The sequence below is a fragment of the Kitasatospora sp. NPDC017646 genome, from assembly GCF_044329365.1.
GTDB lineage: Bacteria > Actinomycetota > Actinomycetes > Streptomycetales > Streptomycetaceae > Kitasatospora.
In genome coordinates this window covers 32,538-55,255 of record NZ_JBIRJC010000043.1, presented here as the reverse complement: position 1 = coordinate 55,255, position 22,718 = coordinate 32,538, and the positions used below count along the sequence as shown (strand labels likewise).

21 protein-coding genes and 1 tRNA gene are annotated in these 22,718 nt (G+C 74.7%); 14 read left to right on the top strand and 8 right to left on the bottom strand.

Annotation, left to right across the window (positions count from 1 at the left end):
* Together ACH4J0_RS36405 and ACH4J0_RS36400 are read right to left on the bottom strand one after the other, a co-directional pair.
* Positions 1-452 (bottom strand): serine/threonine-protein kinase (locus ACH4J0_RS36405; protein ID WP_396245463.1); only part of this gene is annotated, 452 nt, incomplete at its 3' end.
* Positions 453-619: 167 nt separating this feature from the next.
* Positions 620-703 (bottom strand) — tRNA-Leu (locus tag ACH4J0_RS36400).
* A 127-nt stretch (positions 704-830) separates the two neighbouring features.
* Between ACH4J0_RS36400 and ACH4J0_RS36395 the strand changes: the two genes are divergently transcribed.
* The 3 genes from ACH4J0_RS36395 to ACH4J0_RS36385 all read left to right on the top strand — a co-directional run bounded on the left by ACH4J0_RS36395 (position 831) and on the right by ACH4J0_RS36385 (position 4,059).
* Positions 831-1,727, top strand: a complete 897-nt coding sequence (locus tag ACH4J0_RS36395; protein WP_396245461.1) for a LysR family transcriptional regulator — start codon at positions 831-833, stop codon at positions 1,725-1,727.
* A complete protein-coding gene (gene dmpI, locus ACH4J0_RS36390) occupies positions 1,714-2,034 on the top strand; it encodes a 4-oxalocrotonate tautomerase DmpI (RefSeq protein ID WP_396245462.1) in 321 nt (106 codons plus the stop codon). Before ACH4J0_RS36395 ends, dmpI begins: the two co-directional genes overlap by 14 nt.
* Positions 2,035-2,502: 468 nt before the next feature.
* Positions 2,503-4,059 carry an AMP-binding protein gene (locus ACH4J0_RS36385; protein WP_396245460.1) on the top strand — a complete coding sequence of 519 codons (1,557 nt, stop codon included), beginning with the start codon at positions 2,503-2,505 and terminating at the stop codon, positions 4,057-4,059.
* 388 nt (positions 4,060-4,447) lie between these two features.
* Here ACH4J0_RS36385 and ACH4J0_RS36380 read toward each other — a convergent pair whose 3' ends face one another.
* Positions 4,448-5,344, bottom strand: coding sequence for a LysR family transcriptional regulator (locus ACH4J0_RS36380; protein WP_396245459.1), 897 nt, complete (start codon positions 5,342-5,344; stop codon positions 4,448-4,450).
* A gap of 167 nt (positions 5,345-5,511) precedes the next feature.
* Here ACH4J0_RS36380 and ACH4J0_RS36375 point away from each other — a divergent pair, with 167 nt between their 5' ends.
* The gene (locus ACH4J0_RS36375) at positions 5,512-5,862 is read left to right on the top strand and encodes a DoxX family protein (RefSeq protein ID WP_396245458.1); all 351 of its coding nucleotides are present in this window, start codon (positions 5,512-5,514) and stop codon (positions 5,860-5,862) included.
* Between the two features lie 93 nt (positions 5,863-5,955).
* Here the strand turns inward: ACH4J0_RS36375 and ACH4J0_RS36370 are convergent, their stop codons facing one another.
* Positions 5,956-6,606, bottom strand: coding sequence for a TetR/AcrR family transcriptional regulator (locus ACH4J0_RS36370; RefSeq protein ID WP_396245457.1), 651 nt, complete (start codon positions 6,604-6,606; stop codon positions 5,956-5,958).
* Between the two features lie 60 nt (positions 6,607-6,666).
* On the opposite strand from ACH4J0_RS36370, the gene ACH4J0_RS36365 reads away from it, so the two are divergent.
* Positions 6,667-8,106, top strand: coding sequence for an aldehyde dehydrogenase family protein (locus tag ACH4J0_RS36365; protein ID WP_396245456.1), 1,440 nt, complete (start codon positions 6,667-6,669; stop codon positions 8,104-8,106).
* A 52-nt stretch (positions 8,107-8,158) separates the two neighbouring features.
* Positions 8,159-8,305 carry a hypothetical protein gene (locus ACH4J0_RS36360; protein WP_396245455.1) on the top strand — a complete coding sequence of 49 codons (147 nt, stop codon included), beginning with the start codon at positions 8,159-8,161 and terminating at the stop codon, positions 8,303-8,305.
* Here the strand turns inward: ACH4J0_RS36360 and ACH4J0_RS36355 are convergent.
* Positions 8,295-8,816 (bottom strand): hypothetical protein, encoded by a 522-nt coding sequence (locus ACH4J0_RS36355; protein WP_396245454.1) that lies wholly within the window; start codon positions 8,814-8,816, stop codon positions 8,295-8,297. The genes ACH4J0_RS36360 and ACH4J0_RS36355 overlap by 11 nt on opposite strands.
* A gap of 30 nt (positions 8,817-8,846) precedes the next feature.
* The gene (locus ACH4J0_RS36350; protein ID WP_396245453.1) at positions 8,847-9,338 is read right to left on the bottom strand and encodes an SDR family oxidoreductase; all 492 of its coding nucleotides are present in this window, start codon (positions 9,336-9,338) and stop codon (positions 8,847-8,849) included.
* A gap of 102 nt (positions 9,339-9,440) precedes the next feature.
* On the opposite strand from ACH4J0_RS36350, the gene ACH4J0_RS36345 reads away from it, so the two are divergent.
* Complete coding sequence (locus ACH4J0_RS36345; protein ID WP_396245452.1) at positions 9,441-10,358, top strand: sigma-70 family RNA polymerase sigma factor; 918 nt, start codon at positions 9,441-9,443, stop codon at positions 10,356-10,358.
* Between the two features lie 47 nt (positions 10,359-10,405).
* Here the strand turns inward: ACH4J0_RS36345 and ACH4J0_RS36340 are convergent, their stop codons facing one another.
* Positions 10,406-10,939: a DinB family protein gene (locus tag ACH4J0_RS36340; RefSeq protein ID WP_396245451.1), complete on the bottom strand. Its 534-nt coding sequence runs from the start codon at positions 10,937-10,939 to the stop codon at positions 10,406-10,408.
* A gap of 38 nt (positions 10,940-10,977) precedes the next feature.
* A complete protein-coding gene (locus ACH4J0_RS36335; RefSeq protein ID WP_396245450.1) occupies positions 10,978-11,553 on the bottom strand; it encodes a nucleosidase in 576 nt (191 codons plus the stop codon).
* Positions 11,554-11,906: 353 nt separating this feature from the next.
* Between ACH4J0_RS36335 and ACH4J0_RS36330 the strand changes: the two genes are divergently transcribed.
* The 7 genes from ACH4J0_RS36330 to ACH4J0_RS36300 all read left to right on the top strand — a co-directional run bounded on the left by ACH4J0_RS36330 (position 11,907) and on the right by ACH4J0_RS36300 (position 22,630).
* Positions 11,907-13,406 (top strand): hypothetical protein, encoded by a 1,500-nt coding sequence (locus ACH4J0_RS36330; RefSeq protein ID WP_396245449.1) that lies wholly within the window; start codon positions 11,907-11,909, stop codon positions 13,404-13,406.
* A 16-nt stretch (positions 13,407-13,422) separates the two neighbouring features.
* Entirely contained in the window at positions 13,423-14,391 is a 969-nt protein-coding gene (locus tag ACH4J0_RS36325; RefSeq protein ID WP_396245448.1) for a glutamate ABC transporter substrate-binding protein, read from the top strand.
* A gap of 206 nt (positions 14,392-14,597) precedes the next feature.
* Positions 14,598-16,004 (top strand): hypothetical protein, encoded by a 1,407-nt coding sequence (locus ACH4J0_RS36320; protein WP_396245447.1) that lies wholly within the window; start codon positions 14,598-14,600, stop codon positions 16,002-16,004.
* A 5-nt stretch (positions 16,005-16,009) separates the two neighbouring features.
* Positions 16,010-18,562, top strand: coding sequence for a tetratricopeptide repeat protein (locus ACH4J0_RS36315; RefSeq protein WP_396245446.1), 2,553 nt, complete (start codon positions 16,010-16,012; stop codon positions 18,560-18,562).
* Between the two features lie 3 nt (positions 18,563-18,565).
* The gene (locus ACH4J0_RS36310) at positions 18,566-19,894 is read left to right on the top strand and encodes a PP2C family serine/threonine-protein phosphatase (protein ID WP_396245445.1); all 1,329 of its coding nucleotides are present in this window, start codon (positions 18,566-18,568) and stop codon (positions 19,892-19,894) included.
* A 111-nt stretch (positions 19,895-20,005) separates the two neighbouring features.
* Positions 20,006-21,361 carry a VWA domain-containing protein gene (locus ACH4J0_RS36305; protein WP_396245444.1) on the top strand — a complete coding sequence of 452 codons (1,356 nt, stop codon included), beginning with the start codon at positions 20,006-20,008 and terminating at the stop codon, positions 21,359-21,361.
* Positions 21,362-21,445: 84 nt separating this feature from the next.
* Positions 21,446-22,630, top strand: a complete 1,185-nt coding sequence (locus ACH4J0_RS36300) for an FHA domain-containing protein (RefSeq protein ID WP_396245443.1) — start codon at positions 21,446-21,448, stop codon at positions 22,628-22,630.
* Positions 22,631-22,718 lie beyond the last annotated feature (88 nt).

Sequence of the window (22,718 nt, the reverse complement as noted above, 5' to 3'; positions counted from 1 at the left end):
AAGTCGATGACGCGCGGGCCGTCCTCTGCGAGCAGCACGTTGCCGGGCTTGAGGTCGCGGTGCACCAGCCCGACCCGGTGGATCTCGCGGAGTGCCTCGGCCAGTCCGGCGGCCAGCCTGCGCACCTCGGGCGGGGGCAACGGACCCTGGCCGGCGACCCGCTCGCCCAGCGACGGGCCGGGGACGAAGAGGGTGACGAGCCAGGGCGCCGGAGCGTCGGCGTCCGCGTCGAGCACGGGCGCGGTGAACGCGCCGCTGACCTTGCGCGCCGCCGTGACCTCCAGCCGGAACCGGGCCCGGAACTCGGCGTCCGCGGCCAGCTCGGGCCGGATCACCTTCACCGCCACCTGGCGGCCGGACACCGACCGGGCGCGGTAGACCACGCCCATCCCGCCCGCACCGAGCCTGCCCTCCAGGAGGTACCCGCCGATCTCCCGCGGATCGTGCTCCATCAAGCTCACGTGCCGATTCCCCCCAGGCGTGTACGGCCGACCGGCCCAGCCTAGTGGGGCGCCCGTTCGCGGACGGGGGGCGGCTCGGGGGAGGACCTGCCTCGACGACCCGTCGGCGGGGAAGAAAAAACGGCCGGTCGATCCGAGGATCAACCGGCCGTTCTCTGTGCGCGAGGGGGGAGTTGAACCCCCACGCCCTTTCGGGCACTGGAACCTGAATCCAGCGCGTCTGCCTATTCCGCCACCCGCGCATCTGGGTGATGGGTTAACTATAGACCACCCTGAGGGGTGCCTCCGACCACCTCAGCCCCACCGTGGGGAAGCCGCCGCACCGGCCTGCGACCATGAGCCCGTCGACCCACCGAGCGGAGGATCCGCATGGAGCTACGGCAGCTGCGCTGCTTCGTCGCCGTCGCCGAGGAGCTGCACTTCGGCCGGGCCGCCGAGCGGCTGCTGCTCGGGCAGCCCGCCGTGAGTCAGCAGGTGCGACGGCTGGAGCGCGAGTTGAAGGTCGAGCTGTTCGACCGGTCGCCCCGGTACGTGCGGCTGACGCCCGCGGGTGAGCGGTTCCTGCCCGCCGCCAGGAACGTGCTGGCGGCCGAGGACGCCGCCCGGGCGCTCGCCGCCGATCTGGCCGCGCCCGCCGTGCTGCGACTGGGCACCATCACCGGGCTGGGCGAGCGGCTGGACCTGATCCTGGACACCTACCAGCGGCAGGCGCCGGGCGTGCGCGTCGAGCTGCAGTCCGTACCGGTGCGGGAGCGGCTGGCTCGGCTGACGGACGGGCGGCTCGATGCCGCCTTCGTGCGCGGGGCGATCGCCGGGGGCAGTCCCGAGCTGCGGTTCCTGCCGGTCTGGGAGGACGAGTTGCTGCTCGCGCTGCCCGCCCGGCACGCCCTCGCCACCCACCCCGAGGTGGATCTCGCGGACCTCGCCGCCCTGCCGCTCCGGCTGACCGACCGCCGCAACAACCCGGCGCTGGTGGACCTGGTGATGGGCGCGTGCGCGGAGGCCGGCTTCCGGCCGGTCCTCGGCCCGGCGCACGGCGCGCTGCAGGACACCCTGGCCTCGATCGGCACCGGCACCCCCATGTGGACGGTGGTGTACGCCGTGAACGCCCGGATGACCAACTCCCACCGGGTGGCCTTCCGGCCCTGCCGGACGCGGCTGGCGCTGCCGACCTCGCTCGCCGTGCGGCGGTCCGCCCCGCTCCCCCGGCTGCTCCTCGCGGCTTGCCGCGAAACACCGCCGACCTGCGACGATCAGGATTCGTGATCGCTGTGAGAGCGATTCGGGTCTGGGTGCGGGCCGCCGGATCGGGTGGACTGCTCCTCGCCGGGGGAACCGGCCGAGGAGCCGGGCGGAAGAGCCCGGCAGGAAACCCGATCAGGAGCCGAAGATGCCGATCGTCACCATCCAGCAGGGTCCGCGCAACGTCGAGCAGAAGCGCGAACTGGTCAAGAAGGTCACCGAGGCCTTCGTGGAGGCGCTGGAGGTTCCCGCCGAGAGCGTGTACGTGTGGATCCAGGAGTACCAGCCGGAGAACTGGGGTGCGGCCGGCAAGCTCACCGCCGACCGGTAGCCGCCATCGGCGTGACCGAGGCGTCGAGGTGCGGGCCGCCGGCGGTGAGCCGGCGGCCCGCAGCGGGCGGACGGCCGCCAACGACCAGCTCCCCGACTCGTCGACTTTCTCGCCAACTCCGACCACTTCGACCGCTTCGACTTCGGCCCGCGCACCGGCCCGGCCTCCGCCTCGTCCGACGGCCCGCCGACCCGCGGCGAACTGCGCCTCGACGGCACGCCCGTCCCGGTCGGGACCCACCACGGCCCGGGCTGCGCAGCGCGATGATCACCGAACTCCCGGGCCGGCAAGGCCATGTGACCGTCACCGCGCCCGACGAACACCGGGACGCCGTCGCCGATCCGGTCCTCCGCCCTCCGGCTGACTTCCCCTCAGTCTTCCGACCGGACATGGCCTGAACTCGACAATGCCGACCGGGGAGGGGGTTAGCCTGACGATATGGTTGCAAACTACAAGGAAGAAGTGGCCATGACCGACCAGGAGTTCGTCAGCGCACCCGCCTCGATCCTCCGGTCCCTGGTCTCCGACCCGCACCGGCGGGCCGTCACCACCGCCGACGGCGTCGAGATCACCGGCGGCGACTTCGCCGCCGCCACCTACCGCCTCGCCCACGAGCTCATCGCCCGCGGCGTGGGCCGCGGCGCGACGGTCACCCTGCTCACCGGCAACACCGCCGAGGCGCTCAGCGCCCGCTACGCCGCGGGTCTGGCGGGCGCGCGGGTGGTCAACCTGTACGACGGGATGAGTGCCCCGGTCCTGGCCGAGATCACGGCCAGCGTGGACACCACCGTCCTGCTCGTCGACGCCGAACGCTACGCGGGCGCCGCCGAGTTGCTGCCGTTGATCGACGTGCCCGCCGTCCTGACCCTGGGCCCCGGCCCCGGCCCCGACGGCGCCGGCGTCGCCATCGGCGAGGACGTGATCGCCGCCTCCGCCGGCCGTCCCGCCGAGGAGCCCGCCGTCCGCATCGGCCCCGACGACGACCTCGGCATCCGCCACACCGGCGGCACCACCGGGATCCCCAAGGGCATCCTGAGCCTGCACGGCCCCTACCGCGACATGTTCGACGTGCCCTTCGCCGGCCGCCCCGAGGACGAACCGCCCCGCCTCCTCGCCGCCACCTCCCTGGCCCACCTCGCCGGGGTGCTCTCCGACGTGACGCTCCAGCGCGGCGGTTCCGTGGTCCTCCAGCGCTCCTTCGACCCCGGCGAGGTGCTCGCCGCGATCGAACGCGAACGCATCACCGACATGTGGGTCCTGCCCCCGCTGATCTACCAGCTCCTCGACCACCCGGCCATCGGCCGCACCGACCTGTCCAGCCTTCAGCGGCTCGACTACGGCGGCTGCGCCGCCTCCCCGACCCGGATCCGCGAGGCGCTCAAGGTGTTCGGGCCCGTCCTGGTCAGCCTCTACGGCATGTCGGAGGCGCAGAAGATCGCCGCCCTCGCCCCCGCCGAGCACGCGCGGTTCGGCGACGACGGACCGCTCCCCGTCGGCCGTCCCTTCCCCGACGTGGAGGTGGAGATCCGCGCCGCCGACGGCACCGTGCTCCCGACCGGCGAACAGGGCGAGGTGCACGTCCGCTCGGACACCCTGATGGCCGGGTACTGGAAGCAGCCCGAGCTCACCGCCCGGGTCCTGCGGGACGGGTGGCTGGACACCGGCGACATCGGCTACTTCGACGCCGACGGCTACCTCTACCTCGCCGACCGCCTCAAGGACCTGATCATCGTCGTCGGCGGCCACGTCTACCCGACCGAGGTCGAGGACCTGCTGCTCACCCACCCGGCGATCGCCCAGTGCGCCGTGTTCGGCGTGCGCGACACCCAGGAGTCCGAGCACGTCCACGTCGCCGTCGTCCCCGCGCCGGGGCAGCAGCCGCGGCTGGAGGAGGTCCGTGCCTTCGTCACCGCCCGCAAGGGCCGGATCTACGCCCCCGAGGCCCTGCACCTGGTCGACGCGATCCCCCTGACGTCCGTCGGCAAGCCGGACAAGAAGCGCCTGCGCGCGACCCTCGTGGGCTGAACGGCACCCGGGGCGCCCACCCCGGCCTCCGGAGCGCCTACCCGGGGCCGGGGCAGGAGCCCCGGCGCGAGGTCCGAAAGCCGCCGGTGCGGGCGGGATCCGCTTCGCAGGACGGGCGCATGACCAGTGCCGCCGCTGCCGCCGCCTTCGACGGGCTCCTCGACCGGTTCCTGCTCGCCAGCGGCGGGTTCGAGCGGATCCTGCGGTCCGTCCGCCCCGGGCAGTGGACCCTGCCCACGCGGAACCCCGCTCTGATCCCCACCCGGTTTCACCCCCAGGCGGGGTTTGGCTCAATGAACCACCGGCCCGGTGCCGAGGAGCCAATGGGGGGTGGCGGCGCTGAGGGCTGCCACCCCTCCCCCTCCTCCCGCTCCTCGACGGCCACCGGTCACTCCTGGGCGGCGGCGTCCAGGCAGCACCGCACGAAGTCACGCACCACCGGGTTCCCGTCGTCCGCCGGGGACCAGGCGACCCCGATCCGGCTCGGGCTCACGCCGCTCACCGGCCGGTAGGCGATCCCGGGGCGGGCGTAGAAGCGGGCGGTGGACTCCGGGGCGAGAGCGACGCCGTAGCCGTTGGCGATGGCGCTCAGCCAGTCGTCCGGGTGCTCGACGACCGCGCCGAAGCGGACGGGATGCCCCTCGCGCTCGTCGGCGGCGACCCAGTAGTCCCGCCAGCGACCGGTCTCGGCCGGGGCCGCCACGAAGGGCTCGTCCCACAACGCGCGGAACGGGACCACCTCCAGCGCGGCCAGCGGATGCGCCGACGGCAGCGCGACCCATCGCGGCTCGGCGAACAGCTCGGCCACCCGCAGCCGCTCCTGCCCGGGGAACGGCAGCCGAAGCAGCGCGGCATCGGCCTCCCCGGCGGCCAGACCCGCCGTCGGGTCCGACCAGGCCGTGTGCCGCATCTCGACCCGCCAGCCGGGGTGGCGGGCGGTGAACCCGGCGACGATGCCCGGCGTCGCCTCGTTGGCGGCGCTGGCCAGGAAGCCGACCCTCAGCACCCGCTCCGCCCGGCTCGCCGCGCTCCTGGTCTCCCGCAGCACCGCGTCCCATTCCGCCAGCAGCCCCGGCACCCGCGCCGCCAGACTCCGCCCCGCGACGGTGAGCGCCATCCCGGCCCGGGAGCGTACGAACAGCGGCACGCCGAGCAGGCTCTCCAGCTGCCGGATCTGCTTGGTCAGCGCGGGCTGGGAGACGTAAAGCCGCTCCGCCGCGCGGGTCAGACTGCCCTCCTCGGCGACGGCGGCGAAGGTGCGCAGCAGCCGGGTGTCCACATCCATTCCACCAGGTTATGGAAGCAGGTATTGGACGCGAGGGGAGCACCCCGAAGAGGCTTGGCGGCGGGGCGAAACCGCCCGATCTCCCGATCTCCCGCCCCGCCCCGTCCAGTCCCGTCCCGCCCGCCCGCCCGCCCGCCCGCACGCACGCACGCACACGAAGGAATCCCATGCCGTCCGCCCTCGTCATCGTGACCGTCCTCGCCGTCGCCGCCAACGGCGCGATCGCCGCCGCCGACTTCGCCAAGGCCGAGTTCGTCCTGGCCAACTCGGCCGAGGTGAACGTCAAACCGGAGTGGGTCCCGTGGCTGGCCTCGCTCAAGATGGCCGGCGCCGCCGGACTGCTGCTCGGCCTGGTCGCCGTCCCGCCGCTGGGCGTGGCGGCCGCAGTCGGGCTGGTGCTGTTCTACGTCGGCGCCGTGGCCACCCACCTCCGCACCCGGGTCATCCACAACGTCCACTTCCCCGTCGGCTACCTGGCCCTGGCCGCCGCCACCCTGGGCCTCACCCTCGCCCGCTGAGCCCTGGGCACCCCTCGGAACGCCCCGCACCACCACCGCGCACACGGTCGGCGTTGCCGTCCGACACGGAACTCCCTCATGTCGAACGGGAGTTCAGGTTGACGACACCCCACCCACCGCCCGCAGGGCGAACGGCAGCAGGCGGTCGGCGGTCTCGCGGGCGGCGGCCTCGTCGACGTCCTCGGGCAGCCGCGGGGTGAGCAGGAAGTGGGTCATCACCGGGCCGACCACCACCTCGCCCAGCAGGTCCACCCCGTCGACGGGCGGGATCTCGCCGCGCTCGACGGCCCGCCGGACCACCTCCGCCACCCTCCCGTACAGCGGCTGGAGGAAGGCCGTCACCAGCGCCTCGGCCAGGGCGGTGTTGTGGGCGGCCTCGCCGATCAGGGCGCGGATCAGGCGACCGGCTTCGCCGGTCATGGCGGCGGCCTTGTCCCGCAGGACGACCCGCAGGTCGCCCTCCAGGGTGCCGGTGCCCGGCTGCTCGTACGAGCTCTCGCCGTGGAGCGCGGCGGCGGCGATCACCAGTTCCTCCTTGGAGGACCAGCGGCGGTAGAGGGTCGCGGTCGAGACCCCGGCCCGGGCCGCCACGGCGGCGGTGGTCAGCCCGCCGTAGCCGTTCGCCGTGAGCACGGCCAGCGTGGCGTCCAGCAGGGCCCGGTCGCGGGCGGCGTCGCGGGGGCGGCCCCGGCGCGGGGCGGGCGCGGGTTCGGCGGGGTGGGGCGGGGGCGTGCCGTGCGTCATGCCGTGAAGTTTACCGAAAACAAGAAACGAAATCGTTTCGTTTCGTTTACGCTCGGCGGTATGAGCCTCTCCGTCGAAGTCACGCCCACCGGCGATCCCGAGAACCCCGGCAACGCCGAGAACACCGGCGACGACACCGCCGCGACCGTCTCCCGCCTCCACGCCGCCTTCGCCACCGGCCGCACCCGTCCCCTCGCCTGGCGCAAGGCCCAACTGCGCGCCCTGCGCCGCCTGTTGGTCGAACAGGAAGCCACCTTCACGGCTGCCCTCGAGGCCGACCTCGGCAAGAGCGCCGCCGAGGCGTACACCACCGAGATCGGCTTCACGATCAACGAGATCGACCACACCCTGCGCCACCTCGACCGCTGGCTGCGCCCGCGCCGCATCCCGGTGCCACTCGCACTCCAGCCCGCCCGGGCCCGTACGGTCCGCGAACCGCTGGGCACCGTACTGATCATCAGCCCGTGGAACTACCCGCTGCAGCTGGCCCTCGCCCCGCTGGTCGGCGCACTCGCCGCGGGCAACTGCGCGGTGGTCAAGCCCAGCGAACTCGCCCCCGCCACCTCGGCCGCCATCGCCCACTGGCTGCCCCGAACCCTCGACCGGCAGGCCGTCGCAGTCGTCGAGGGCGGCGTGCCGGAGACCAGCGCCCTGCTGGAACAACGCTTCGACCACGTCTTCTACACCGGCAACGGCACCGTCGCCCGCATCGTGATGGCCGCCGCGGCCCGCCACCTCACCCCGGTCACCCTGGAGTTGGGCGGCAAGAGCCCCGTCGTCGTCGAACCCGGCACCGACCTCGCCACGGCCGCCCGCCGGATCGCCTGGGGCAAGTTCATGAACGCCGGCCAGACCTGCGTCGCCCCTGACTACGTCCTCGCCATCGGCGGCACCGCGAGCGCTCTGGAAGCCCACCTCACCGCCGCCATCCGCGAGATGTACGGCACCGACCCGGCCACCAGCCCCGACTACGGCCGCATCGTCAACGAACGCCACCACGACCGCCTGACCGCCCTGCTCTCCGACGGCCGCCTCGTGACCGGCGGCGACCACGACCGCGCCGACCGCTACCTCGCCCCGACCGTCCTCGCCGACGTCGACCCGGACGCCCCGGTGATGCGCGAGGAGATCTTCGGGCCCGTCCTGCCGATCATCCGCGTCCCCGACCTCGACGCCGCGATCGCCTTCATCACCGCCCGCGACAAGCCCCTCGCCCTCTACGCCTTCACCGCCTCGGCCGCCACCAAGCGCCGCCTCACCGCCGCCACCTCCTCCGGTGCGCTCGCCTTCGGCGTCCCCAACGCCCACATCGCCGTCCCCGGCCTGCCCTTCGGCGGCGTCGGCGAGAGCGGACTCGGCCGCTACCACGGCGCCCACTCCATCGACACCTTCAGCCACACCAAGTCCGTCCTCGACAAGCCCCTCCTCGCCGACCCCCTCCGCCCCGCCTATCCGCCCTTCACCCCCCTCAAGTCCCGTCTCCTGCGCCGCCTCCTCTGACCCCGTCCGGTTGGGCTTCGGCTATTCGTCGATCAGCCGTGGAGGGAACGCCATGAGCAACGAGATCGGCGGCAACGTCACGATCGACGGCCGGGTCCTCCGCCTGCTCGCCCACCTCGCCGCCACCGGCACCCCGGAGGCCACTGCGGCCCGCGCCCTGGCCGACCGCCTCAGGGGCCCCGCTTCCGCTAAGGCCTGAAGATCGGCTCGTACGCGTTGCCCTCCACCGCGTTGAGCAGCGTGTACGACGGCCCGAGGCCGAGGGCGATCTCCCGCAGCCGCGCCAATGCCTCGGCGACGGTGGGCACTTCGAGACCGATCGCGGCGGCGGCCGCGTCCCGGTCGGCGAGCAGGTCGGGCTCGTCGGCCAGGTAGTCCTCGGCCGCCTCCGTGCTCTCCTCCTCGGTCAGCCGCCGGCAGTCCCGCCACCACGGCACCGCGAGCAGCAGCCGGACCATCTCCTCGAGCCCGACCGCCAGCAGCGCCGCGCTGCCCTCGGAGTCGGCGTAGAGGACCGGCCGCTCGTCGCCGCCCTCGCCGCACAGGAAGAAGGTGCCGCCCGCGCCGCACTTGGCCACCTCCTCCAGGGCCTCGCCGGAGGCGAGCACGACCTCCTCCACGTGCGAGTAGGCGTCGAGGGAGAAGTCCCCCGGCCAGAGCAGGTAGTCGACGGTGGCGGGGGTGGCCCGGAGGCGCTGGAGGAAGGACATGGCGGCCAGCCTAGGACGTGCCTCGTGGGTTCAGGCCGCGAGCCGCTCGGCCAGGAACTCCTCCCAGGTGCGCCGCCCGTGCTCGGCCCCGGCCAGGTTGAGGTTCGCCCCTGCCCGGTACGCGCGCCCGACCTTTCCCGGCACCCGTACGGGCAGCCGCCGGCGGCTGCGGCCCCGCGCGGCCAGGTACGCCCGGACCAGCTCGTCCATCGCGTACACCGTCGGCCCGGCCCGCCGGGCGGCCGCGACGAGGCGACGCGTCGCCTCGTCGTCGCCCTTGGGACCGCCCGCGAGGTGCAGCACGGTGTCGACGCCGGCGAGCGCCTCGTCCAGCCGGGCGGCCGCCTCGGCCGCGTCGCCGAGCAGGTCACCGCGCACGTGCGTCACGCCGTCCGCCGTCACTCCGTCCCGCTCCCTCCGGCTCAGCACCCGCACCGGCAGGGCCGCTGCGCGCAGCAGCGGTACGACCTGCCGGCCCAGGGTGCCGGTGCCGCCGGTGACCAGTACCGGGTCGTTCGTCACGATCGTCTCCGTTTCGTCCCGGGCCGGGAGTTGATCCCCGGCCGCCCCCGCTGTTGGGTGGCTCTGCTGCCCTGACCCGAGGTGACGAAGGAAAGTGACACGGTGGACGACGGATCTGCCCGGACCGCGCTCTTCGAGGAGCACCGCCCGCACCTGCGCGCGGTCGCGTACCGGATGCTCGGCTCGATCAGCGAGGCCGAGGACGCCCTCCAGGACGCCTGGCTGCGGTACGACCGCACCGACACGGCCGAGGTGGGCAATCTCGGCGGGTGGCTGACCACGGTGGTCTCCCGGGTGTGCCTGAACCTGCTGCGCGACCGCGCCGCGCGCCGCGAGGAGCCGTTGCAGCCGACCGGACCGGACGGCGCGAGCGGCCCCGAGCGCATCCCGGACCCACTGCTGCGGCGCGAGGGGGTGGTCGACCCGGAGCAGGAGGTGATGCTCGCGGACTCGGTCGGCCTGGCGCTGATGGTGGTGATGGAGTCGCTGTCGCCCGCCGAGCGGGTCGCCTTCGTGCTGCACGACCTGTTCGCGGTGCCGTTCGAGGAGATCGCCCCGCTGATCGAGAAGACCGCGGCCGCGACCCGCCAGCTGGCCAGCCGGGCCCGCCGCAAGGTGCAGGGGCAGGCACCCGCGCCCGACCCGGACCAGGGCCGCCAGCGCCTCGCCGTGGACGCCTTCTTCGCCGCCGCCCGCAACGGCGACCTGGACGCCCTGCTCGCGGTGCTCGCCCCCGACGTGGTGCTGCGCTCGGACGGCGGGGCCGGCCAGGCCCGGCACACCGTGGTGCTCACCGGCGCGGGGACGGTGGCGGGGCAGGCCGTCCTGTGGGGCAAGCTGTCACCGTTCGCCCGCCCGGCACTGGTCAACGGCACCGCGGGCGCGGTGGTCATCGGCGACAACGGCCGGGCACTGTCGGTCATGGCGTTCACCGTCGTGGACGGCGCGATCGCCGCGATCGACGTGATCGTCGACCCGGAGCGGCTGGCCTCCTTCGACCTCTCGGCCTTCCGGGACTGACCCTCACCAGCGCGGGGCGGCCGGGGTTCCGGCCGCCCCTGCCGCGCTCAGCGCCCGACGGCCCCGTCCAGCTGCTCGCGGATGATGTCCGCGTGCCCGGCGTGCCGGCCGGTCTCCTCGATCATGTGCACCAGCACCCAGCGCAGCGACGGCCCCTCGACGGCGTCCGGCCGCAGCGAGCGCGCACCCGGTCGGTCGAGGTCCGGGGCGGCCGCGGCCACCGCGTTCGCCCGGGCGATCGCGTCCCGGTAGGCGGCGACCGCCGCGGCCACCGTGAGGTCGGCCGACGCGGCCTCCTCGCTGTCGAAGGGCTCCTCCCCCAGTCCGCCGTAGGCCCACTCGAACCAGTTGTGCTCGACCACGGTCAGGTGCCGCACCAGCCACAGCAGGCTGGTGCCGGAGGCGACGCCGGGGCGCCGGGCGTCCTCGTCACCGAGGCCCTCGACCTTGGCGATCACGGCCTCGCGCAGGTAGTCGAGGAAGGCCAGCAGGGTGGTCCGCTCGTCGGCGTTCACCGTCGGCGGACGGCTGTCGGAGAGCTTGCTCGGCGCAGCGCCAAGGGGCGCGGTGTTCTCGTTCACCGCGCCACCCTAGCCACTCGCGCCGACCCGACGCACCGTCACCAGCCCTGGGTGCGCACCCAGTCCGCGAGGTGCCGGGCGCAGTCGTCGACCGACTCCCGCCAGGTGTGCCCCGCGCCGTCCCCGGCCTCGTCGCTGACGTACTTGACCAGCCGCACCGGCACCCCTGCCCGGTGGGCGACGGTGGCGACGGCGTAGCCCTCCATGTCGACGAGGTCGGCGTGCTCGGCCAGCCGCTCCTTGGCCGCCGGGGAGTCGACGAACAGGTCGCCGGTGGCCAGCACCGGGCCGTCGCCCCTGCCGACGACCAGCGGGGTGCCGTAGCTGCGGCCGGTCAGGGCCCGCAGGGCCTCGCTGTTCAGGTCGTGCTGGATCACCTGGACGACGTGGTGGACGCCCTCCCAGCCGGGGCGCAGCGCGCCGGCGGTGCCGAGGTTGATCACCTCGGAGGGCTGCTCGCCCTGGGCGAGCACGGTGGCCAGGGCCGCGGTGGCGTTGACCTTCCCGATCCCGGTGAGCAGCACGGGCAGCCGGTCGTCGAGGTGGGCGGCCTCCTCGCGGACCGCGACGACGAGCAGCGGGCGGTCGGGCGAGATCGTTCCAAGCAGTCGCATGGGGCCCATGGTACGGAGGGGCGGGGTGCCGCACCCGGGATCAGCGCGGCGCGCAACCGTGCGGGGCACCGCCCGCGTCGCACCCATCGCCACCTCTCCGTACGGCCGGACCGGGCCTGGAGGCACGACGCACCGGTACGGGCCGGCCACCGGCCGGCCCGTACCGCTGCGCGCCGACCCGACGCCGCGCGAGCCGGTACGAACGGTACGAGCCGTGCGGGAGCGTGCCGAAACCGTGCACGACATGCTCAAGATCCGCGCAAGTCGGGTGTGGCCGCGGGGAGTCACGGCCATACTGCTGCCATCGGTCGGGCCCCGGGTGTCGGGTCCGGCCCCAGGGGAGGATGAGGCGGGTGGCAACACCAGTAGGCAACGGCACTCCGGGCGCCGCGTTCCCGGCACGGCCGAGCGCGCCACCGGCCGTACCGGGGGCGGCACCGGCGGCAGCGGCACGGGGTGCGGCGCCGCCCGGCCTCCCGGGACCCGGACCGGGTGGCACGCCGACGAACAAGCCCCGGCCAGCCGCACCCGTCCGCGGCGTACGCGCCCGGCTGGCGCAGGCCACCCGCACGCCCCCGGGCCGGCTGCGGCTGGCCGGGGTGGTGCTCGCGGTCCTCACGGTGGCCTTCGGCGGGCTCACCGCCTGGCAGTTGGAGACCAGGGCGTCGGCCGCCGACCGGGTGGTCTCGTACAGCCAGCCGCTGACCCGGGACGCGGCCGAGATCCACCGCTCGCTGGCCGACGCCGCGACCACCGCGGCCTCCGGCTTCCTGCTGGCCGGCGCCGAACCCAAGGACGTCCGGGCCCGCTACGAGCAGGACCTCGCCCAGGCCGCCAAGCTGATCTCCCAGGCCGCCGCCCGGACCACCGCGACCTCCCCGGCCCAAGACTCACTCTCCCGGCTGAACCAGCAACTCCCGGTGTACGCCGGTCTGGTGGAATCCGCGCGGGCCGACAACCGGCAGGGAATCCCGCTCGGCGGCGCCTACCTGCGGTACGCCTCCGAGCAGATGCAGACCGTCCTGCTGCCAGCCGCCGCCGAGTTGAACACCATCGAGACCAGGGAACTGGCGGACGACTACGCCGCGGCCCGGGCGGTGCCGTGGGGCGCGTACGGCCTGGCGGTGCTCACCCTGGCCGCGCTGGGGTGGGTACAGGTGACCCTGTTCCGCCGCACCAACCGGGTGTTCAACATCGGCCTGCTGGGCGCCACCGCCGCCGTCCTGGCGGGCACGCTCTGGCTCGCCGTGGCCGGGCTGACCACCGGTTCGGCCCTGGAGGAGAGCGACCACGACGGCGCGACCCCACTGCGGGCGCTCAACACGGCCCGGGTGGACGTGCTGACCGCCCGGCTGGCGGAGAACCTGAACCTGGTCGCGCGCGGCTCCACCGCCACGTACAACGGGCAGTACGCGGAGGCCACCAAGCGCCTGGCCGGAACCGCCGGGAAGTCGACCCCGATGCGGCGGCGCAGCGGCTCCCTGCCGAACGCTCTGGCCCTCGCACCGCGCGACGCCGACCAGTCCCTGGCTGCGGCCGCCGACCAGTACGACTCCTGGCAGGACCGCTACGCCGCCGCGCACACGGCCGAGGTGACCAACGCCGACTACCAGGGCGCCCTGAACAAGACGGTGTCGGCCACCGACACCACCGACACCGCCGACGCCGCCTTCAACGGCACCGACCGGGCGCTCGCCCAGGCCGCCGACATCGAACAGGCCCGGTTCAGGGCCGCCGCCGACGGCACCGCCGGGGACCTCCGCCTGGCGGCCGGTGCGGCCGCGGTGCTCGGCCTGGTGGCCGCGGCCGCCGCGCTGCGCGGCCTGGGCCGACGACTCGCCGAGTACCGGTAAGGAGGGAACGGGAGAGATGCGCAGCAGAACCGTACCGACCAGGAGCGCCGCGGCGCTGGCAGTGCTGGCGGCCTGCGCGGCCGTGCTCGGCGGGGGCGGCCCCTCCGGCGCCGCGCCGGCCGCCGCGACCGTCGCGCCGCGGGCCGTCCAGCAGTCGCAGGAACAGCAGACGCAGTCCGACGCCTGCGACATCTACGCCAGCGTGCCGCCGAGTTCGGTGGACGGCCCGGCGGTGAAGGCCATCAAGGCCAGGCGCAGCCTGGTGATCGGCGTGGACCAGAACAGCTACCGCTGGGGCGCCCGCAACCCCAACACCGGTCAGATCGAGGGCTTCGACATCGACCTGGCCCGGGCGATCGGCACCGCCATCATGGGTGACCCGGAGAAGGTGGTGCTCAAGCCGGTGGCCACCGCCGACCGGTCCGACGCGGTGCAGCAGGGCCGGGTCGACCTGATCGTCCGCACCATGACCATCAGCTGCAAGCGGATGGACGAAGTGGCCTTCTCCAAGCCGTACTTCAGCATCTCCCAGCGGGTGCTGGTCCCGAAGACCTCTTCGGCGAAGAACCTCGACGAGGCGATCGGCGGCAAGAACGTCTGCGTCGCCAAGGGGTCGACGGCCGCCGACGTCCTCGACCCGGCCAAGGGCGCCAAGAAGGACGCCGGCGCCCACCTGACGGTCGTGGAGAACCAGCTGGACTGCCTGGTCCTGATGCAGCTCGGCAGGATCGACGCCACCATGACCGACGACGGCCTGGCGGCCGGTCAGGCCGCGCAGGACCAGACCGTGCGCATCGTGGACGGCGACGTGCAGCCGGAGGTGATCGGCGTCGCCATGCTCAAGAGCAGCCCGGACCTCACCGCGCGGGTCAACCAGGTGCTGGCCGACTACCACGCCGGCGGCGAGTGGGCGCGCAGCTACGACCGCTGGCTGAAGCCCTACATGCTCAACGACGCCGAGCACTACTGGCCGGTCCCGCACTGAGGCCGGCGCCGGTACGGACGGGTACGGACCAGTGCGGACGCGGGGTGTTGACGCCGTCTTGACGCCCCGCGCCCGCACCGCCCGGACGCCCACCGGCTAGGGTTCGGGACGATCACCACGGGGAGACCGGTGGTGGGCACGGGGGCTGTCGCGGGACCGCCCGTCGCACGCGACGGCGGCCCGCGCGAGGAAGGAAGGACACCGCGGTGGCGGCATCGGCTGGCCCGGTACTGAGCCGGGAGGAGGTGGACCGCGCGCTCGCGCGCCTCGGTGCGGAGCGGGACGCGGTCGAGTCGGCGCTGCTCGCCCTCCAGGACCACCCGGGCCTGCGGCTGCTGGACGGCGCCGAACTGAGCGGGCGCACCCTGGAGCGCTGGTCCGTCGCCGGCAAGGGCCTGCCGCTGCTCTGGGCGCTGTTCGACCGCTACTCCGAGGCGCTCGCCTCGGCCCGCGCGGTCCGGGCCCGCAAGGCCAAGCCCGGCAATCCCGAACTCGCCGAGCTGAGCGAGCTGCTGACCGGCGACGCGGTGACCGTCCCGGGAGGCGCGCTGCCGGACGGGCCGCAACTGCTGGGCGCGCCCGCCAAGCTGGTCGAACGGGTCAGCCTGGACACGCTGATGGCCCGGATGAACTCCTGGTACGCCACCGTGCTGGAGGTGGTCAGCGCCGCCGACGCGGTCTGGTCGGCGCTGCCGGCCCGGATCGACCTGCTGCTGGCCGAACTGCACCGGGTGCAGACCCTGGCCGCCTCGCTCGGCGTGCGCGTGGGCGGCCACCCTCTGGGCGACGACCTGACCGGACTGGCCCACGACCTCACCGAGCTGCGCACCGAGGTCCGCGAGGACCCGTTGGCGCTGTGGCGCCCGGCCCGGGTGCCCGCCCAGCGCGGCACGGTGCCGGAGGGCGAGGCCTTCGCCACGCCCTCCGGGGTGGTGGACACCGAACGCTTCGACCGGGCCGGGCGGGCGCTGGACGGCGTCCGGCTGGAGCTGGAGAACCTGCTGCGGCTGCGCGACGACGCCGAGGAGCGCCTCCAGGGCGTCGGCGACCTCCTCCAGCGGGCCGACGCCACCCTGGCCGAGGCCCGCCGGGCGCGCGGCGAGGTGCTGGCGAAGATAGCCTCCAGCGACGTCCCGGCCGTGCCCGGCCCGGCCTCGGCGCTGCGCGAACGGATCGTCACCGCGCTGGACCTGCGCCAGGGCGGGCAGTGGGGCCGGCTGGCGCCGCTGCTCGACGCGCTGGAGGACGCCGCCGCCAAGGAGCTGGCCCGGGCCCGGCAGTCGCTCACCGAGGTCACCCAGCCGCTGGCCGTCCGGGCCGAACTGCGCGGCCGGCTGGACGCCTACAAGGCGATGGCGGCCCGGATGCGGGTCGCCGAGGACCCGGAAGTGATCGAGCGGTACGAGAAGGCGCGCTGGCTGCTGTGGAGCGCGCCCTGCGACCTGCGGGCGGCGGCCGCCGCGGTGGCCCGCTTCCAGCAGTCGCTGCGCCCGGCCCGGGCCGAGACCTCCGACGGCGCGCAGGCACACGAGGGCGCGCAGGCACGACAGGGCGCACAGGCACACGAGGCGGCCGGCCAGACGCCGGTCGACGGACAGGTACAGGGGGGCTGAGGTTGATGGGCGAGGTGTGCGTACGGCCGGACTGCTCCGGCAACGGCAGGATCGACGCCGACGGCTACTGCGACGAGTGCGGGCTGGCCCCGGCGGGGACCTCCACGGTGGCCCCCGCGGGCACCAGCGGAACGACCGCACCCCCGCCGACCGCCGCCGGCCCCGGTTCCCCGTGCCCACGGGACTGCGCGGGCACCATCGACGCGGACGGCTACTGCGACGAGTGCGGACTGACCCCGCCCGGCGCCGACACCGGCGTCACCCAGCCCTACGTCCCGTCCGCCCGGGTCGCCCCGGACTCCGCGCGCAGCGGCTCGGTCCGCTCGCTGTCGGCCCGCACCGGCTCCGCCCGCTCGATGTCCGGCCGCTCCCGCTCGCACCGCTCGACCCGCACCGGCAGCAGCCGCTCGGTCTCGGTGCGCTCCACCCGCGGCAGCGTCAGCGCGGGCACCCGCAACCGGCTGGGCGCCGGCCTGGTCACCGTGCCGACGGTGGCGACGGCCGACCCGGCACAGGCCGTGCTGGCCAACCCCGAGGTGCCCGAGCGCAAGCGGTTCTGCTCCAAGTGCGAGGCCCCGGTGGGCCGGGCGAAGAACGGCCAGCCGGGCCGCCCGGACGGCTTCTGCACCAAGTGCGGCACGCCGTACTCCTTCACGCCCAAGCTGCGCCGCGGCGACCTGGTCGGCGGGCAGTACGAGGTGGTCGGCTGCCTGGCGCACGGCGGGCTCGGCTGGATCTACCTGGCGGTGGACCGGCGGGTCAACGACAAGTGGGTGGTGCTCAAGGGCCTGCTGGACACCGGTGACGAGGACGCGCTCGCCGCTGCCGTCGCCGAGCGGCGCTTCCTGGCCGAGGTGGACCACCCGAACATCGTCCGCATCATCAACTTCGCCGAGCACCCGGACCTGCGCACCGGCTCCACCGACGGCTACATAGTGATGGAGTTCGTGGGCGGCAAGTCGCTCAAGGACATCGCCAACGACCGCCGCACGCCGGACGGCCGGCGCGAGCCGCTGCCGGTCGAGCAGGCGATCGCGTACGCCCTGGAGGCGCTGCCCGCGCTGGGCTACCTGCACGGCCGGGGCCTGGTCTACTGCGACTTCAAGATCGACAACGTGATCCAGAGCGGCGACACGCTCAAGGTCATCGACATGGGCGCGGTCCGCCGCTTCGACGACGACGGCCCGATCTACGGCACCATCGGCTACCAGGCCCCGGAGATCGCCACCGACGGCCCCTCCCCCGCCTCCGACCTCTACACCGTGGCCCGCACCCTCGCGGTGCTCACCTTCGACTTCCAGGGCTACAGCACCACCTACCGCGACTCGTTGCCCGGCCCCGAGGACGTCGAGGTCTTCGCCAAGTACGAGTCGTACTACCGCTTCCTGGTACGCGCCACCGACCCGGACCCGGCCCGCCGCTTCTCCTCCGCCGAGGAGATGGCCGACCAGCTCACCGGTGTGCTGCGGGAGGTCCTGGCCCTCCAGGACGACCGGCCCCGGCCCGCGCCGTCCACCCTGTTCGGCCCCGAACTGCGCGTCGTCGACACCGAGTTGGTGCTGCCCACCGCTCAGCCCGGGCAGCTCCGGGTGGCCGCCCTGGACCCGTCGGCCGCCGCCCTCGCCCTGCCCGTCCCCCGGGTCGACCCGGGGGACCCCAACGCCGGCTTCCTCGCCACCCTGCTCGCCACCGACCCCGAGGAGGCGCTCGTCGCCCTGGGCGGCGCCCCCGCCGTCTCGACCGAGAGCCGGCTGCGCGAGCTGCGCGCCCTGCTCGAACTCGGCCGCCACGGCACGGCCGTGGAGAGACTGGCCGAGCTGGAGCACGACCACCCGGACGACTGGCGGGTGGTCTGGTACCGCGGCCTGGTCGCCCTGGTCGGGGCCGCGGACGACTCCGACAACGGCGGCAGCGCCTCCGGAGGCGGCGCCGGAACCGGCCTCCGGGCCGCCGCCGAGGCCTTCGACGCGGTCTACGACGCCTTCCCCGGCGAGGCCGCGCCCAAGCTCGCCCTCGCCATCTGCGCCGAACTGCTGGGCGACGGCGGCGACGCGGCCGAGTTCTACCGCCTGGTGTGGACCACCGACCACGCCTACCTGAGCGCCGCCTTCGGCCTCGCCCGGGTCCGCCTCGCCGAGGACGACCGGCCCGGCGCGGTGCGCGTGCTGGAGTCCGTCCCGGCCACCTCCAGCCAGTACACCGCCGCCCGGATCGCCGCCGTCCGCGCCCGGCTGCGCGAACGGGCCGTCACCGACCCGCTCGCCGCCGACCTCGCCGCCGGCTCCGACCAGCTGACCGCGCTGCGGCTGGACGACCGCCGCCGCGAGGAGCTCTCCGTCGAGGTGCTCGGCGCGGCCCTCGGCTGGGTCGGCGCCGGTTCGGCCGGTGCGCCTCAGGGCGTCGACCTGGTGGTACTGGGACGTCCCGCGGTGGAGCGGGAACTGCGCTTCGCCCTGGAACAGTCATACCGGGTACTCGCCCGGTTGGCCGACCGGGCCGAGACCAGGATCGAGATGGTGGAACGGGCCAACCGGGCCCGCCCCAGGACGTGGGTGTAGCCGATGCCGCAGCAGACCGAGTGCCCGAGCTGTTCCGAGCCGATGGACCCCGACGACGCCTTCTGCGGGCGCTGCGGGACCGGCCGGGACGGCCGGGCGGCCCCGGGCGCGATGCCCGCCGGCTGGGCCGCCGCCCGCGGGGGGGCCGTCCCGTCGCAGCGCGGGCCGGTCTGCGTGAACTGCGGGCAGCCGCAGGTCACCGAGGACGGCTACTGCGAGGGCTGCGGCAGCGCCCAGCCGCGCCCGCGCGACCACATGGAGAAGGCGCTCGCGGGCGTCGCCGGGGTCAGCGACCGCGGCGTGCGCCACCACCGCAACGAGGACTCCTTCACCGTCGCCGCCAGCTCGCTGCCCGGCGGGGAGCCGGTCGTGGTCGCCGTGGTGTGCGACGGCGTCTCCTCCTCCGACCGGCCCGACGAGGCCTCGGAGACCGCCGTCGACGCCGCGTCGGAATCCCTGCTGACCTCGCTGGAGGCCGGCCGGGACCCGGAGGAGGCGATGCGTGCGGCCGTCGCCGACGCCGCCAAGGCCGTCGCCGACCTCGCCACCGACGGCACCGGACCCGCCCGCCCCGACGTCAACGCGCCCGCCTGCACCTTCGTCAGCGCCATAGCGGCCGGCGGCCGGATCACCATCGGCTGGGTGGGCGACACCCGGGCGTACTGGATCCCGGACGACCGTGCCACCGCCGTCCCCTTCCGGCTCACCCAGGACGACTCCTGGGCGGCCCGGATGGTCGAGGCCGGGCTGATGGGCGAGGCCGAGGCGTACGCCGACCCGCGCGCCCACGCCATCACCGGCTGGCTCGGCGCCGACGCCGAGGAGGTCGTGCCGCACACCCTCGACTTCACCCCGCACGTCCCCGGGGTGCTGCTGATCTGCACCGACGGGCTGTGGAACTACGCCGAGGCGGCCACCGACCTGGCGTACTACGTCCGGCCGGACGCCCGCACCGAGCCGCTCGCGGCGGCGCAGACGCTGGTGAAGTTCGCGGTCGCGGCCGGCGGGCACGACAACATCACCGTCGCGGTGCTGCCGATCGACCCGCCGACGGCCTCCGTCGAGGAGGTCGAGGAGACGCCGACCGCGCTGAACCTGAAGGTGATCACCCCGGCCACCGCCAAGAGCGCCCCGGAGGACGACCCGGACTACGAGCCGACCCTGCCGGACCTCCCGGTGATCGGCTCCCCCGCCGCACCGCTGCCCCCGGTCACGGGCGCCCCGGCCGCCCCGCCGGCGCCGCCCGCACCCCCGGCGGCTCCCCCGGCCCCGCCCGCACCGCCCGTCGCCCCGCCCGTCCCGCCGCAGCCGCCGCAGCCGCCGACCGCCTGACCGGCCGTCCGCCGCCGGCCCGACGGCCCTCGTCCGCCGCACCGCCGGCCCGCCGGACCGCCCCACCGACCCGATCGCATCCACCCCTCACCCGACGGGAGCCACCGCCCCATGGCAACACTGGCGAAGCCGAACCTGCCCAGGTTCGATGTGGAGATCTTCCAGAACGAGTACCTGGCCGACGGCGCCCGCGAGGTGAACGCCATCGTCACCGTCACCTCCACCGGCGGTGGCACCTCCGGCGGCCGCCCGCTGGGCCTCACCGACGCCGGTCCGAAGCGAGGCGACGCCGACGCGGCCGTGGTGATCCTGGTCGACTGCTCGGGCTCGATGGACTACCCCAAGACCAAGATCAACGGCGCCCGCGAGGCCACCGCCGCGGCCATCGACGCCCTGCGCGACGGCACCGCCTTCGCCGTGGTGGCCGGCACCCACGAGGCCCGCGACATCTACCCCGGCGACGGCACCCTGGCGACCGCCTCGCCGGGCACCCGGGAGCAGGCCAAGGAGTCGCTGCGCCGCCTCACCGCGGCCGGCGGCACCGCGATGGGCACCTGGCTGGCCAAGGCCGACAAGCTCTTCCTCACCCGCCGCGACATCGCCATCCGGCACGCCATCCTGCTCACCGACGGCAACAACGAGCACGAGTCGGCGGAGGACCTGGCCCGCACCATCGAGCGGGTCACCGGCCACTTCACCGCCGACTGCCGCGGCGTGGGCACCGACTGGCGGATCGACGAGCTGCGCAAGATCTCCTCGGCGCTGCTCGGCACCACCGACATCGTCGCCGAGCCCTCCGGCCTCGCCGAGGACTTCCGCTCGATGATGGCCGGCGCGATGGGCAAGCAGGTCGCCGACGTCGCGCTGCGGATCTGGACCCCGGCCAACGCCACGGTGAAGTTCGTCAAGCAGGTCGCACCCGCGGTCGAGGACCTCACCGGGCGCCGCACCGAGGCCGGCCCCCGGGCCGGTGACTACCCGACCGGCTCCTGGGGCGACGAGAGCCGCGACTACCACGTCTGCGTCGAGGTCCCGGCCGCCTCGGTCGGCAACGAGATGCTCGCCGCCCGGGTCAGCCTGGTGCTTCCCCCGCAGGTCGGCGGCGGCACCCCCGAGGTGCTCGGCCAGGGCCTGGTCAAGGCGGTCTGGACGGACGACCTGGCCTCCTCCACCCGGATCAGCCCGCAGGTCGCCCACTACACCGGGCAGGCCGAGCTCGCCTCCTCGATCCAGGAGGGCCTGGAGGCCCATCGCGCCGGGGACGTCGACACCGCCACGGCCAAGCTGGGCGCCGCCGTCCGGATCGCCCACGCGACCGGGAACGACGGCACCTACAAGCTCCTGCAGAAGGTGGTGGACGTGGTCGACCCGAAGGAGGGTACGGTTCGGTTCCGTAAGAACGTGAGCGAGGCCGACTCGATGACCCTTGAGACCCGGTCGACCAAGACGGTACGTGTGAAGAAGTGACCGCGAAGTGACCGCTGAAGACGTGACCGGGCCGGCTGCCCGGCGCGACGCCGCGCCGCACCGGCCCGAAACGAGGGGGACCTGATGCCGATCTGCCCGAGGGGCCACGAGTCGCAGGCCGAGGACTGGTGCGACTTCTGCGGCTTCCCGATGACTCCGCCGGTCCCGACGCCGGGCGCCCACGGGGGCTACCCGGGAGCGCCCGGCGCCGACCCCGCGTCCGGCGCAGCCGCCGGGCACCCGCAGCACGGCGGTGCGCCCTTCGGTGCGCCGCCCCCGCCGCCCGGGGCCGTACCGCCGTCCCCGCCCGGGGCGTTCCCCCCGCCCGGCGCCTACCCGCCGCCGCCGGGAGGCGCGTTCCCGCCGCCCGGGGCCGTCCCGCCCCCGCCGCCGCACGGCCTCACCGAGGGCCTGTCGGTCTGCCCGATCTGCCGCAGCCCGCAGACCGGCCGGTTCTGCGAGGAGTGCGGCTACGACTACGAGCTGTCCACCCCCTCGCGCCGCCAGGTGCCGGCCGGCGGCGCACCCGCGCCCGCGCCCGGCCCGGACCAGCCCCCGCCGCTGAACATCCCGGCGGCCTACGGCGGCACCGCGCAGCCCCCGCAGGCCCCGCCCGTCCCGCCGCAGCCCCAGCCCCACCAGCCGCCGGCTCCCGAGTACCCGCACACCTACGGCTACCCGCCGCCGGAGGGCGCCTTCCCCGAGGCCCCGGTGCGCGAGGACTCCGGCCCGGTGTACGCCCAGCCCGCCGGCCCCGGCCCGAACAACCGCGGCGGTGACTTCGGCACGTCCTTCCACCTGGCCCCGCCGCACCCACAGCCGGGAGCCCAGCCGGAGCCCGTCCAGGCCGAGCCGGTCCGGGCCAACTGGATCGCGGTGGTCTCGGCCGACCGCGACTACTTCACCGACATGATGGCCCGCAGCGGCCCCGAGGCGGCCGGCCTGTTCTTCCCGCCGTACTGCCCCGAGCGCCGCATCCCGCTGACCGGCCGCGGCCAGCTGCGGATCGGCCGGCGCAGCCAGCACCGGGGCACCGTCCCGGAGATCGACCTGTCGGTACCGCCGGAGGACCCGGGCGCCTCGCACCAGCACGCGCTGCTCGCCGAACAGGCGGACGGCAGCTGGGTGCTGGTGGACCAGGACTCCACCAACGGAACCACCGTGAACGGCGGCGCGGAACCGATCTCCCCGCACACCGCCGTCCCGCTGAACGACGGCGACCGGATCCACATCGGCGCCTGGACGACGATCACCGTGCACCGCGCCTGACCTGCGGTTTGAGGTCGCGTCAGGGACAACTGCGGCCGGGCCGGGCGGAATTCGATAATTCCGCCCGGCCCGGTTTTCTCATGCCTTC

What these genes read in the sequence shown, in the direction of transcription:
- ACH4J0_RS36395 (WP_396245461.1), top strand. Translation starts at nt 831, where the DNA reads ATGGAGCTACGGCAGCTGCGCTGCTTCGTCGCCGTCGCCGAGGAGCTG.
- ACH4J0_RS36385 (WP_396245460.1), top strand. Translation starts at nt 2,503, where the DNA reads ATGACCGACCAGGAGTTCGTCAGCGCACCCGCCTCGATCCTCCGGTCC.
- ACH4J0_RS36380 (WP_396245459.1), bottom strand. Translation starts at nt 5,344, where the DNA reads ATGGATGTGGACACCCGGCTGCTGCGCACCTTCGCCGCCGTCGCCGAG.
- ACH4J0_RS36375 (WP_396245458.1), top strand. Translation starts at nt 5,512, where the DNA reads ATGCCGTCCGCCCTCGTCATCGTGACCGTCCTCGCCGTCGCCGCCAAC.
- ACH4J0_RS36370 (WP_396245457.1), bottom strand. Translation starts at nt 6,606, where the DNA reads ATGACGCACGGCACGCCCCCGCCCCACCCCGCCGAACCCGCGCCCGCC.
- ACH4J0_RS36365 (WP_396245456.1), top strand. Translation starts at nt 6,667, where the DNA reads ATGAGCCTCTCCGTCGAAGTCACGCCCACCGGCGATCCCGAGAACCCC.
- ACH4J0_RS36360 (WP_396245455.1), top strand. Translation starts at nt 8,159, where the DNA reads ATGAGCAACGAGATCGGCGGCAACGTCACGATCGACGGCCGGGTCCTC.
- ACH4J0_RS36355 (WP_396245454.1), bottom strand. Translation starts at nt 8,816, where the DNA reads ATGTCCTTCCTCCAGCGCCTCCGGGCCACCCCCGCCACCGTCGACTAC.
- ACH4J0_RS36335 (WP_396245450.1), bottom strand. Translation starts at nt 11,553, where the DNA reads ATGCGACTGCTTGGAACGATCTCGCCCGACCGCCCGCTGCTCGTCGTC.
- ACH4J0_RS36325 (WP_396245448.1), top strand. Translation starts at nt 13,423, where the DNA reads ATGCGCAGCAGAACCGTACCGACCAGGAGCGCCGCGGCGCTGGCAGTG.
- ACH4J0_RS36315 (WP_396245446.1), top strand. Translation starts at nt 16,010, where the DNA reads ATGGGCGAGGTGTGCGTACGGCCGGACTGCTCCGGCAACGGCAGGATC.
- ACH4J0_RS36310 (WP_396245445.1), top strand. Translation starts at nt 18,566, where the DNA reads ATGCCGCAGCAGACCGAGTGCCCGAGCTGTTCCGAGCCGATGGACCCC.
- ACH4J0_RS36305 (WP_396245444.1), top strand. Translation starts at nt 20,006, where the DNA reads ATGGCAACACTGGCGAAGCCGAACCTGCCCAGGTTCGATGTGGAGATC.
- ACH4J0_RS36300 (WP_396245443.1), top strand. Translation starts at nt 21,446, where the DNA reads ATGCCGATCTGCCCGAGGGGCCACGAGTCGCAGGCCGAGGACTGGTGC.